Here is a 12,723-nt window from a genome sequence, read left to right as displayed (position 1 = left end):
CGTCCCGCCCGTCCAAAAAGGACGGGCGGGACGCCCATCCCACAATCACAATTAAAATTGTAAGTTATTTAATTCGCGATCCTTAGCGATCGCATTTTTTATGTAAAAAAACAGTATCTAAAAAAAGAGGCGATCGCTTAGCTCAAAGAGCGATCGCACGCTGATCAATTTACCAGCGACGTTACGCTTGAACTACCGGATCGAAGACAACACTCAATCGATCTGCCGGCACCATCCGCTTGAGAATTTTCAAGTGACCGTCTGCATCAGACCAACTGCGAAACTCACCCACAACCACCTTTTCCACATTTGGAAGCGAGCGAACTATAGTCCACGGCTTGAGACGTTTTTCTTGCAACATACTAGATAAATCTCCTTGGTAAATTGGAGCCAACGCCAGTCCCCATCTTTGGCCACGGCCGAGGACTGGCTTTTGACTTTGCAAACTTGCCCTTCTCTAAGAACATAGCACAAAAAAAAGGGTTTGGGATTATATCTTATTTTTCGCTTTTTTTAGAGCTATTTTCTACATAACAAATGATTAAACTCAAAACTTGTTAACTCTTTAATTCGCAACTCAAAACTATTTCATGACTAACACTTCGACTTCGCTTGGGGTGCAGTCTGACTAATAAATTCTGCCTTCTACCTTCTACCTTCCTTTTACTGAGATATTGCACCATTCTCAATAAGTTTTTTATGAACAGGCTTTTCGGCCTGTTCCACAAAGAGTGAATTTTCTTGTGGAACAGGCCGAAAAGCCTGTTAAGCGAGAATAGTGCAAGATGTGAGTTTTACAAATCCCGCCGCGACAGCAGAAACCAGATCCCACCTAAACCCAAAACACCGCACAAAACCCCGCCTTCCCACCCAAAAACAGTCCCCCCCGGCAAATGTCCCGGCTTTGCTTTAGAAGTAAAATTCAGCTCAGAATAGTATACCCACTGGCTGTTAACCCGCCAGCCCACTCGATCGCCAAACTTCTCCCAAACTGTAGCATCATAAACACCAGGCTTTCCCCCCAACTTGAGCCACAAACCCTTTTGCACAGAAAAACCGAATCTGCGGTGACTGTGCCGCACCCAAAGTCGATCGATAGTCTGCAAATCCTTAGCTGGAAACTTCCTAATATCTTCCTCACTCAAATAACCCCGTGAATTTTGCTGCATCACCTCCAGCATTTTCACAGAAGTTTCCTCATCAGCACCACGCCAATTTTTAGCAGCCAGCAGCCTTTCCAAGTGAGAATAATCAATACCTTTTTCGGACTCTAAATTCACAGAAATTAGCGGAGTCTCAGTCACAGGTTGAGTCGGAACCGAAGGACTAACAACAGTTGCCTGCTGCGACTTTTCCAGCACGGGCACAACAACAACAGGAGGTTTTAAAGCATCCAAAACTTCCACAGCCGATTTGTAGCGATCTTTAACATATTCCTGAATCAACTTATCCAAAACCTGACCTAAATCGTCGCTAATTTGTGTTCCTTTTGGCAAAGCCTCCCTCCAAAGCCATCGGCCTTCAAGCGGATCGTAAAGGTCATCGTGAATGTCCCCGTAGATATCCAGATAAGGCATAACAGAAGTCAGCAAGCGAATGCAAGTCACCCCCAAACTATAAAGGTCGCTAGCAGGAACAGCCCTACCGTGACGCTGTTCTAGAGCCGCGTAGCCGGGAGTTCCCAACTTCGTTCCAGTTTTGGTCGGAGCAGCAGCTACTACCTGTTTAGAAACCCCAAAATCTATCAGCACTAACTTACGATCGCGAGCTCGGCGGATCACATTCTCAGGCTTAATATCGCGGTGAATCACATTTCGGTCATGAACAAACTTCAATAAAGGCAACAAATCTAACAGCAGTTCGCAAGTTTTAATTTCGCTATAAGCACCGTACTTATCTAACTCATCCTTTAAATTATTGCCATCAATAAACTCTTGCACTAAATACAATCGCCCATCTTCCTCAAAATAAGAAATTAACTGAGGAATTTGCGGGTGCTTCAGTTCGTATAACCGCCTTGCCTCTTGTTCAAACAGTCGAACATATTTTTTAAAATGACCGGGCTTCCGTTGAAACTCTTGAGGAGGTGACAACTGTTTTATCACGCACAATTCCTCAAATTTGCCATGATTAACAGCTCGGAAAGTCCTACCAAATCCCCCATCGCGCAGCGGTTCAGTTGCTGCATAAAGGTCTTTTAGCAGCAGCTTTGAACCACAATTAAGACAATACTTTGTGCCTGGTGGGTTCTGACGCTTGTCTCTTGGGCAATCGAGATTAAGGCAGTATGTCATATATTAAAAAAATGCGAACAAAATTAGTAGGAAGGGTTTTATATTATTCAAGAGTCCGATCGCGAGCTGGTTTTTGTAGAGGCGATACCTCGAACCTTACGGAGGCGGCAGCCACCTTCGCCATCAGAGGAGGCGCTCTCGCCAGACTGCCCCTGAGCAAGTATAACTCTCTTGAGGGTTTGACCTCAAACTCGAAGTCCTCATCTAACCTTAGACTCCGCTCCGTGCAATACATTTGATTTAGCGGTCAAAGAGCCACCAGATCAAACAGAAATAGTAATTTATTACCAGCCCCGTGAGTTCTGCAACGCCAAAAAAACTGAGGATTCCGCCTGAGATATAATTTTATTGCCAGAGAGAAGCACACTAACGGGAGCCACAGCTTCCGTCAAGTTCGATCGACCTTAATATTTTACCCGTAAAATATTTAACTTAACCAGGCATAATTAACAATCCAAAAATCCCCAACAAACGCACGTTAAAATAAAGACTAGCTTCCGCGATCGCCATCCGATCTCGATCAGACACTTAGCCAGTTTTCCCTGTTTCCTTTTTTCAGCTATTACCAGTTACATCTAATTCGATCGGTCTACTTAATTAGGAACCGCTAGTGACACCAAAACTACTGCCCTCTCCAACTCCCAACTCCCGCAAAAAATCACCAAAAGTACCTTGGTTCGAGCGGTTCATGGCACTGGTCGCCCTAGGAAATTTAAGCCTAGTAATATTTGACATAACTTACGTGCCCGGTCGAGATTTCTACCTCCGGCAACTGCCAGTTCTAACTCAAGTATACGACCCATTTAAAGGAATTAAACCCCACCGAGACACCCAGCAATATCTGGAAACCTTAGAAGAATTAAAAATTCAAGTAGTGCAAACAGGGTTGCCCTCTCCCCAAGTAGCAGCCAAATTGCAGGAAATAAACAATCTGAGCGCGAAAATGATCGACGAAGATCCCTTTCGAGTAGCATCAAAAAGTGGCACCCTAGAAAAAATAAAAGACCGGATGCGCGATCGCGTCCCCAATCCGCAAGACTCCGCTAAACAATCATTCCAAGCATTCTGGAGCCAAGACTATTTAAACAAACAAGGTTGGCAAACAGAAATCAAGTGGTTTGACTCCAAAATCAAGCCATTAATCGCCACCAACTATTACCGCGAGATTGGAGAAAACGGCGAATTTACCGATAACTTCTGGCTAATCGACCTGCCATTTATTGCCATATTCGCGATCGAATTTCTAGCCCGTACCTACTGGATCACCCGCCGCCACCGCAGCGTCACTTGGCGAGCAGCCATGCTCTGGCGATGGTACGACATCTTCATGCTGCTCCCATTCTGGCGCCTGTTGCGAGTATTACCCGTCACAATTCGCATCCACCAAGCCAAAATGCCGGATCTCCAACCCATACGCGCCCAAATCAGCCGAGGTTTCGTCGCCAACTTCGCTCAAGAATTGACCGAAGTTGTAGTAATTCAACTCATCAACCAGATGCAACAATCAATCACCACAGGCGAACTCGCTCGTCAACTCTTTAAATCCCCAAAACAGCGCTATCTAGACATCAACAATATCAATGAAATAGAAGCGATCGCCACCCATCTCGTCCAAATAACCGTCTACAAAGTCCTCCCCCAACTCCAGCCAGACCTAGAAGCCCTCCTCCGGTACAATATTGAAAGCTTCCTCAAACAATCCCCCCTCTATCAAGGATGGAAGCAAGTACCCGGCCTGGGAAACCTGCCCGAACAGCTAGCACAGCAATTAGTTGCAGAACTCTCAAAATTAGCCACCCTCGGCCCCCAAGATGCCTACGAAGCCTTCAAAATCGCCACCGAAGACCCCATAGGCATGAAACTCTCAAGCCAGCTAGTCCAACATTTCGGGCAAGCTTTAGGAACCGAACTGCAACAGCAGCAAACCTGGCAAGAAATACAACTGCTGCTGTGCGACTTCCTAGAAGAGTTCAAAATCAACTACATTCAGCGGTTGAGCGAAGAAGACTTCGAGAAAATTTTAGAACAAGCCAAAGAACTGCAACGGATAGCCCCGCGTTAGAGCAAGTCTCCACCGCTTTACTTATTTTTTTCTTCCCCAATTAGCAATTAGCAATTACCCTGCTGTAACTCCTGCACATGAAGCTTGCGGGAATTGTAAAGTTTCATGTGCGATCGGCATTCTTTACCAGAGTCATCTGCAGAGTTGTGCATCACATCTTCAGCGCCGTAGTTAGTTAGACCGCCGTTAGGGTTCTCAGCGGCCTGGCGTGTCATGTTTTTAGCGAGAAAGGTCAATCGATTTTCGATTTTCGATTTTCGATTGAAGCATTGACTTGCGCGAGATAAATACGTTCGGCAAGTTTCATCGGATACAGGTTTTTTATTTCTGGGTCCTGAGTCTGCTTTCGGAATGAATCGGGGGGCTTGTATCCTGGATGCTTGATTGTCAATTTTTTTAGACGTATATTATATCAATTTCTATGTAAGTTTGATGAGATTCTACTTTTTAGACTCAATCTGTAAAGTAAAGTTAAAAAAATACTACAAATCTCTCTAGACCAAGTAATCTATTAGATATGATTGCTAAGGGGTTTCCTAAAGGCTAAAAAAAATTACAAATGCTCTAAAAAAATAAGCCGCGTCAGTATCTTTAGTCAGTATCTTTAGTCAGCTCTTATTATACCCCTCTCAGAGAAAGCACGTAAGTAGCCCGGCTTGTTTAAGCAAGTTACTGTCTAAAACTTTTCACTAAATATTATAGATTGCTTTTCAATATATATTTCCTCAGCCTCATTTCACTCTTCTCCACTGAGATTTTTCCGCCAACTCGTTACCCCAGAAGTAACATCAATCAATGTCACAGACCTCTGCAACCACTTTCCTGTCAAACCGTTCTAAAAAAAAGGTGTCCCTGCGCCTAATTTTAGTATTCCCATTCGTCCTACAAATATTTGCCGCCGTCGGGCTGACAGGCTGGCTATCCTTACGCAACGGGCAAAAAGCAGTCAACGAAGTTGCTAGTCAGTTGCGGAGTGAAATTACGGCCCGTATCCAGCAGCAGCTCAACACTTACCTAGACACAGCCCCTCGCGTCAATCAACTGAATGCCAATGCCCTTCGCCTAGGATACTTAAATCCAGACGAATTGGAGAGTACGGAGCGCTATTTGTGGGAGCAACTTCAAGCCTTTCCTTCTCTGCCCCAGATGGGTTTTGCTACTAAAACGGGAGAGTTCATTGCCATTGAACGCCAAGAGAATGGCCAAATATTTTTTAAAATAGCAGACAAAGAGCATCGGAATGAACTTCATATTTATGAATCTGATAGCAAAGGCAATCAAACGAAGCTCTTAAAAGTCTCCCGCAACTACAATATACTCCGCCGTTCTTGGTATAAAGACAGTGTACGCTATAGCCGGCCCACATGGAGCGAAATTTTTCCGCTTACAGGTCAGAAAACGCTCTCCCTCCCTGCCGGACATCCAGTTTATGACGAAAGTGGCGAACTGCGCGGAGTATTCGTTGCTAATTTTTTGATCTCTTTCCTCAGTGACTTTCTGCAAAGCATAAAAATCGGTCGATCGGGACAGACATTCATTATGGAACGTTCGGGACTCCTAGTAGGCAGTTCAACTCTCAAAGAAGCATTTATCACCAACAATGGCAAACTCGATCGCCTGAATGCTTTAGACAGCACCGATGATTTAATTCGGCTGACAACAGCGCATTTAAAAGAACACTTTGGCGACCTCACTAAAATTAATAGCTCTCAGCAATTGGATTTTACGATCGCCGGTCAGCGGGAATTCCTCCAAGTTATGCCCTTTCAAGATAGGCGAGGATTGGACTGGCTGATCGTCGTCGTAGTTCCTGAAAGCGATTTCATGGATCAAATTAACGCCAATACCCAGACTACCATTTTGTTGTGTTTGGGAGCCTTGGGGCTGGCTACCGTTCTGGGAATCTTAACCGCACGCTGGATTACCAGCCCGATTCTCCGTTTGAGCGCCGCTTCTAGGGCGATAGCAAGTGGCGACTTAGAAAAAAATGTCCAGGTAAAAGGCATAGAAGAACTAGAAATTCTGGGTCAGTCTTTCAACCTTATGGCACAACAGTTGCGCGAATCCTTTGAGGCGCTAGCCAAGACCAATTCCGAGCTAGAAATCCGAGTAGAAGAACGCACTGCTGAACTCACGGAAGCCAAACAAATCGCTGATAGTGCCAACCAAGCTAAAAGTGAATTTTTAGCGAATATGAGTCACGAATTGAGAACACCACTCAATGGCATTTTAGGATACGCTCAAATCCTAGAACGATCGAAAACTATGGCTCCCAAAGATATCCAAGGCATCAGTATTATTCACCAGTGTGGTTCCCACCTGTTAACCCTGATTAATGACATCTTAGACCTCGCTAAAATTGAAGCCCAGAAATTGGAACTGTACGCGAAAGATTTCCATTTTGCTTCCTTTTTGCAAGGAGTAGCGGAAATCTGCCGCATCCGAGCCGAACAAAAAGGAATTGCTTTTGTTTATCAACCTAGTTCGGACCTGCCTGCTGGCATCTACGCTGACGAGAAACGCTTGCGACAGGTACTAATTAACTTACTGAGCAATGCAATTAAGTTTACCGACGGTGGAGGGGTGACTTTTAAGATAGAACATCTGGAAAAGGACACAGGTGAAAAGGTACAAAGCTCTGAGCAAAAGCCAGCCTCACCAATTCACAAAATTCGGTTTCAAATTGAAGATACTGGCGTTGGTATGACACCAGAACAATTAAAAAAAATATTTTTGCCCTTTGAACAGGTAGGAGACAGTAAGCGTCAGGCGGAAGGAACCGGGCTCGGTTTAACAATTAGCCAGAAAATTGTCGAAATGATGGGTAGTACAATTCAAGTAAAAAGCCAGTCAGGAGTCGGCAGTGTTTTTTGGCTAGATTTGGATTTACGGGAAGCGGCAGACTGGGCAAATACAGCCACGATTACCAAGCAAAGAAAGCTAGTTGGCTACCAAGGTAGAAAGCAGAAAGTTTTGGTTGTGGATGACAAATGGGAAAACCTCTCAGTCATTGTCAATTTGCTGGAACCCCTCGGCTTTGAAGTAACCGAAGCTAAAAACGGTCAAGAAGGTTTAGAAAAAGTAGAAGAGTTTAAGTTTGATCTGATTATCACTGACTTGGTGATGCCAGTGTTAGATGGCTTTGAGATGATGCGTCGTATCCGAAATTTTTCACACTATAAAGACGTGGCAATCATTGCTTCATCTGCCAGTGTATTTGCTACCGATCAACATAAAAGTTTGGAGGGGGGAGCCAACGATTTTCTCGGTAAGCCAGTGCAGGCAGAAGAGCTATTTGAGATGTTGCAAAAGTATTTAAAACTTGAATGGATATATGACGAACCCAAAAATGAAAAAATCAGCACTATTCCCTTTTCCTCTGATCCTCAATCACTTTCTGAATCGAATTCTGTAGTGGCTCCCCCGCCAGGAGAAATTGAACTTTTATTTGAACTGGCGATGAGAGGCAACGTGAAAGGAATTGTGAAGCGCAGTGAGCACCTAGAGAAGTTAGATCAGAAATTTGTGTCCTTTGCTGTTGAGCTGCGCCAGTTAGCCCAAGGCTATCAGGTCAAAAAAATCAAAGAGTTTATTACATCCCACAGAATACAAAAAGAATGAAGGCAGCAAATATGGAAACAAGTAGCATCTTAATCGTCGATGATAATCCTAGCAATCTGGACGTGCTTTCTGAAGCTTTAGCGGGTTTTGGATGGGAGATATTGGTAGCAACTGATGGCGAAACTGCCATCGAACAGGCTGAATATACTCAGCCTGATTTGATTCTGTTAGATGTGATGATGCCAGGAATTGACGGGTTTGAAACCTGTCAGCGGTTGAAGGCAAGTCCGTTGACGAACGAAATCTCCGTAATTTTTATGACCGCTCTTTCTGACATAGGAGATAAGGTCAAAGGCTTTAATCTAGGGGCGGTGGATTACATTACTAAGCCCTTTGAACAAAAGGAGGTGTTAGCTCGCGTCAACCTCCATTTAAAACTGCGTTCTCTTACTAAAATCCTTGCAGAGCAAAACCTCATGCTGAAACGGGAAATAGAAGACAGGCTCGCAGCAGAAGCAGCGTTACATCAGCTCGCGCAGGAGTTAGAAAAACGGGTGGAAGAACGAACGGCTGAACTTTCTCAAGCTTTGGAGAATCTTAAAAAAGCTCAAGTGCAAATCGTTCAAAGTGAAAAGATGGCTTGTCTTGGTCAACTTGTAGCTGGGGTGGCTCACGAAATTAACAATCCAGTTAGTTTTATCTCCAATAATATCCCTATTGCCAAGGAATATATTGCCGATTTGATCGAGATGACTCGGCTTTGCCAGCACAACGTTACTTCGACATCAGAATTTGAGGATAAGTCCCAGGAGATTGAGTTAGATTTTATTGTTGAAGATTTGCCCAAAATTATTGATTCAATGGCGCTAGGAACAGAGCGACTTTACAATCTTTCTATGTCACTGCGTAATTTCTCTCGGTTGGATACATCGGCACTAACGCCAGTGAATATTCACGATGGGCTAGATAGTACCCTGTTGATTTTAGGTCATCGATTGAAAGGTAAAGGCACTCACCCAGCTATTAAGGTTATTAAAGAGTACGGCGAATTACCGCTGGTCGAGTGCTATCCTGGGCAAATAAATCAGGTGTTTATGAATGTATTAGCGAATGCAATTGATGCTTTAGAAGAGTCTACGATCAGTTGTCCGCTCTGCGGGGAAAAGCAACAGAGCAATGACAATCCACAGATTCGGATCTGCACTGAAATGCTTCAGGGCGACAGAGTGGTGATTCGGATTGCTGACAATGGGCTGGGGATAACGCCGGAGATAATGCAGCATTTATTTACGCCGATGTTTACTACAAAATCAGTGGGTAAAGGGACAGGTTTAGGCTTGTCTATTAGCCGTGAGATTGTAGAAGCAAAACATGGTGGTAAGCTGACTTGCATTTCCTCGCCCGAATGGGGGGTAGAGTTTGTAATTGAGCTTCCAATCCAGCATTAGTAAGGGGACTTTTTTAGGGTAAATCTTAGTTTTGCTGTTTTGTCAAGATACCGTTAATCATGGGATCGCCCCTGTCTAATCTACCAATCACCCTCACTGTCAAACTCTTCACCCCCTATCAAGAAGCAGAGGGCTTGTCCGAAGGGAAATTACAATTTCCCAAAGCAACTCCCGTATCGCAAGTCCTAGAACGCCTGAGTGCCACTCCCCCCCTGTTCTAGGATCGATCGCACATCTTGCACCATTGTCAATAAGCTTTTTAGGAACAGGCTTTCCGGCCTGTTCCACAAGAAAATCTACTCTTTGTGGAACAGGCCGGAGAGCCTGTTAAGCGAGAATGGTGCAACATCTCAGATCGATCGCACCTGCTTGAATATCAACCAGGAATTTGCCCTCGCCCCACCCCACTCCAAAACTGTGATCGAGTCGTCCTTATTCCCCCTGTCAGCTCTCCTCTTCTGCCCTCGGACAGTCCGCCGATGGCGATCGGTTTGTCACCGGGCGGGCGATCGAGCTAAACTGAGAACTGAGGCCTCCCTTCGATCAGAAGAAGTCCTCAAACTTCTTGGAAGAAATTGTTTTACCTAGGAGTGGGTCAAGCCCACTTTTTTTGTTGCATTAGTCGCAGGAAAAGAGCTCAGGGCGTCTGACTTGCAAGTTGAGGACTGATTTAGTAGGGGTACCCCCCGCTTGAGATCCCCTGCTGGGATGTTGGGTAAGTCCCAAAGTTGAAGACGAAAGTCGCAGCCACCTAATCAAACCACCTCAAAGCCAAGCAATCTCAACACCAAATTTTTCCTTGCCGTGTCCGAGTTCAGGAGTTTTAACTTAAGTATTCGATATGACTCATCCCCTAATCCCACAAATCATTGACTTAGCTACCCCCGTTGCGGAAACACTGGGATTGGAAGTAGTGGGAGCAGTGTTTCACACCAACCAAAATCCTCCCGTCTTGCGGGTAGACATCCGCAACCTCCAACAAGACACTGGTTTAGCCGACTGCGAGCGCATGAGCACAGCCCTCGATGCCGAGTTAGAGGCAGCCGACATCATACCCGATGCCTACGTGCTAGAGATTTCCAGTCCCGGAATATCCCGATTGCTCAGCAGCGATCGAGAATTTATTACCTTTAAAGGTTTCCCCGTGACAGCCAAAACCACCGAACCCGACTCGCGAATCAAAGAGTGGAAAGGACTACTCCTGGGCCGGGATGAAACAGCGGTTTATCTCAATCAAAAAGGGCGACAGGTTAAAATTCCCCGCCCTCAGATTGTCAAAGTTGAACTAGACGAAGGAAAGGAGATGTAAAGGGAAGTTTTGAGTTTTGAGTTTTGAGTTTTGAGTTTTGAGATTGCCTCGCAGCAAGCTGAAAACGCTTGGCTGCGAGTTAATTTTTAACAAGCATATCTGTATCAGCGGCTTGAATAGGGACAATAAATAAATTGTTAGAGCAACAATTTCCCCTGAGCCTATTCAGTAACTCATCACTTTTCTGTCATCACTTTTACTTGAAAATTTCCCAGTACCAATTACCGATTACCAGTTACTTATTACCACAGCAAAAAAGGAGAGTTTTATATGTCAATGGTTCCCCTGCCCGGACTCAAAGAAATGGTCGAAGGTATTAGCAAAGAACGCAATTTACCCAAACACGCCGTCCAAGCAGCCTTGCGAGAAGCCCTGCTCAAAGGATACGAACGCTACCGCCGTACCCAAAAACTCGATCACTTCAGCGAAGAATACTTCGACAACTTTGATGTAGAACTCGACGCCGAACAAGAAGGTTTCCGCGTTTTAGCTAACAAAACTATTGTCGAAGAAGTCATCAATCCCGATCACGAAATCTCACTTTCCGAAGTGCAAGAAGTAGCCACGGAAGCTCAGCCGGGGAGTATCGTGCTCGTAGACGTAACACCAAATCAAAAAGAATTTGGTCGCATGGCCGCGATCCAGACCAAACAAGTTCTCGCTCAAAAACTGCGCGACCAACAGCGCAAAATGATTCAAGAAGAGTTTAAAGATTTAGAAGAAACCGTTCTTCAAGCAAGAGTGCTCAGGTTTGAGAGGCAGTCGGTAATTTTAGCAGTTACCAGCAGCTTCGGTCAGCCAGAAGTAGATGCCGAACTCCCTAAGCGCGAACAGTTGCCCAACGACAATTACCGGGCCAACGCTACATTCAAGGTTTATCTCAAAAAAGTAGGCGAAGGCTCAACTCGTGGGCCGCAGTTACTTGTTTCTAGAGCTGACGCAGGTTTGGTGGTGTACCTGTTTGCTAACGAAGTACCAGAAATAGAAGACGGGGTGGTGAGGATTGTCGCCGTAGCCAGGGAGGCAAATCCGCCCTCCCGGCACGTTGGCCCCCGGACTAAAATAGCAGTTGATACTCTCGATCGCGACGTAGACCCTGTAGGAGCCTGCATCGGAGCGCGGGGATCGCGGATTCAGGTAGTAGTCAACGAATTGCGGGGCGAAAAAATCGACGTGATCCGCTGGTCTCCAGACCCAGCAACTTATATTGCTAACGCTCTGAGTCCCGCTAGAGTAGATGAAGTGCGTTTAGTTGCTCCAGAAGGCAGGAGAGCTCACATTTTGGTCGCTGAAGACCAACTGAGTCTTGCCATTGGCAAAGAAGGTCAGAACGTCCGTCTCGCAGCCCGCCTAACCGGTTGGAAAATCGATATCAAAGATATTGCTAAGTACGATCGCGCCGCCGAAGACAGCAAATTGGCAGCAGAAGCAACTAGGCTCGAAGAACTAGCAGGCGACTACGACGCAGACGAAGCAGGCGACTACGACGAGGAAACCGCAGAATTTGAGGAAGAGGAGGCAGCCGCGACAGAGGAAACCGAAGCCGCAGTCTAAAAACTGTGACATTTACAAGATTTTCTCTCGAAGGGAGACCAGGAGGACTTGTCCCCTACTCCCCCCTCTCCCCCTACTCCCCCTCTGACAAGAAATGAAACCGAACTACCGGTGCTGTGCAAGTTGTCGAAAAATAGCTCCAAAGGAAGCTTTTTGGCGAGTAGTCAGGCTCTATCCTTCTCATCAGGTACAATTAGATCGTGGCATGGGCCGTTCTGCTTACCTTTGTCGGGAAGCCGAATGCCTCAAAGCAGCTCAGAAAAAAAATCGACTTGGGCGATCGCTCAAAGCGTCTGTGTCTGACGAACTGTACCAAACACTTTGGCAGCGTTTAGCCACATCTGACTGTACATCTTACTCTGGCCTAGCCGGACGAAAAACCGACAATAGTTCGGCATCGACTGTATAAACCCTCTTGGCAGCCCTACCAGTAATTACCGGTAGCGCCAGCTATAAAACCCCAATCCGATCTGCCCACCAGTCTGGAAAGATTTG

General features: G+C 45.6%; 11 protein-coding genes. 8 read left to right on the top strand and 3 right to left on the bottom strand.

Going from position 1 to position 12,723, the window contains the following annotated elements; genetic code table 11:
• Nucleotides 1–181 precede the first annotated feature (181 nt).
• Nucleotides 182–445 carry a hypothetical protein gene (locus QUB11_RS24535; RefSeq protein ID WP_333205251.1) on the bottom strand — a complete coding sequence of 88 codons (264 nt, stop codon included), beginning with the start codon at nt 443–445 and terminating at the stop codon, nt 182–184.
• 349 nt (nt 446–794) lie between these two features.
• Nucleotides 795–2,294, bottom strand: coding sequence for a GUN4 domain-containing protein (locus tag QUB11_RS24530; protein WP_333205253.1), 1,500 nt, complete (start codon nt 2,292–2,294; stop codon nt 795–797).
• Nucleotides 2,295–2,904: 610 nt separating this feature from the next.
• On the opposite strand from QUB11_RS24530, the gene QUB11_RS24525 reads away from it, so the two are divergent.
• Nucleotides 2,905–4,356, top strand: a complete 1,452-nt coding sequence (locus QUB11_RS24525; RefSeq protein ID WP_333205255.1) for a hypothetical protein — start codon at nt 2,905–2,907, stop codon at nt 4,354–4,356.
• A 47-nt stretch (nt 4,357–4,403) separates the two neighbouring features.
• On the opposite strand, the gene QUB11_RS24520 is transcribed toward QUB11_RS24525, so the two are convergent.
• Entirely contained in the window at nt 4,404–4,571 is a 168-nt protein-coding gene (locus QUB11_RS24520) for a hypothetical protein (RefSeq protein WP_333205257.1), read from the bottom strand.
• A gap of 580 nt (nt 4,572–5,151) precedes the next feature.
• Between QUB11_RS24520 and QUB11_RS24515 the strand changes: the two genes are divergently transcribed.
• The 7 genes from QUB11_RS24515 to QUB11_RS24485 all read left to right on the top strand — a co-directional run bounded on the left by QUB11_RS24515 (nt 5,152) and on the right by QUB11_RS24485 (nt 12,637).
• Nucleotides 5,152–7,977, top strand: coding sequence for an ATP-binding protein (locus tag QUB11_RS24515; protein ID WP_333205259.1), 2,826 nt, complete (start codon nt 5,152–5,154; stop codon nt 7,975–7,977).
• Nucleotides 7,978–7,988: 11 nt separating this feature from the next.
• A complete protein-coding gene (locus QUB11_RS24510; protein ID WP_333391921.1) occupies nt 7,989–9,365 on the top strand; it encodes a response regulator in 1,377 nt (458 codons plus the stop codon).
• Nucleotides 9,366–9,424: 59 nt separating this feature from the next.
• On the top strand, nt 9,425–9,586 hold the full coding sequence (locus QUB11_RS24505) for a thiamine S protein (protein WP_333205261.1): 162 nt from the start codon (nt 9,425–9,427) through the stop codon (nt 9,584–9,586).
• Nucleotides 9,587–9,670: 84 nt separating this feature from the next.
• Nucleotides 9,671–9,883, top strand: coding sequence for a hypothetical protein (locus tag QUB11_RS24500; protein ID WP_333391919.1), 213 nt, complete (start codon nt 9,671–9,673; stop codon nt 9,881–9,883).
• 323 nt (nt 9,884–10,206) lie between these two features.
• On the top strand, nt 10,207–10,674 hold the full coding sequence (gene rimP / locus QUB11_RS24495) for a ribosome maturation factor RimP (RefSeq protein ID WP_333040953.1): 468 nt from the start codon (nt 10,207–10,209) through the stop codon (nt 10,672–10,674).
• A 270-nt stretch (nt 10,675–10,944) separates the two neighbouring features.
• Nucleotides 10,945–12,228 carry a transcription termination factor NusA gene (nusA, locus tag QUB11_RS24490; RefSeq protein ID WP_333152296.1) on the top strand — a complete coding sequence of 428 codons (1,284 nt, stop codon included), beginning with the start codon at nt 10,945–10,947 and terminating at the stop codon, nt 12,226–12,228.
• Nucleotides 12,229–12,322: 94 nt separating this feature from the next.
• Complete coding sequence (locus tag QUB11_RS24485; RefSeq protein WP_333152294.1) at nt 12,323–12,637, top strand: YlxR family protein; 315 nt, start codon at nt 12,323–12,325, stop codon at nt 12,635–12,637.
• Nucleotides 12,638–12,723 lie beyond the last annotated feature (86 nt).

Origin of the sequence: Microcoleus sp. B6-A1 (assembly GCF_036705085.1) — a bacterium.
Lineage (GTDB): Bacteria > Cyanobacteriota > Cyanobacteriia > Cyanobacteriales > Microcoleaceae > Microcoleus.
Note: the sequence above shows the minus strand (reverse complement) of the source record. Positions and strands in the feature narration are given on the sequence as shown.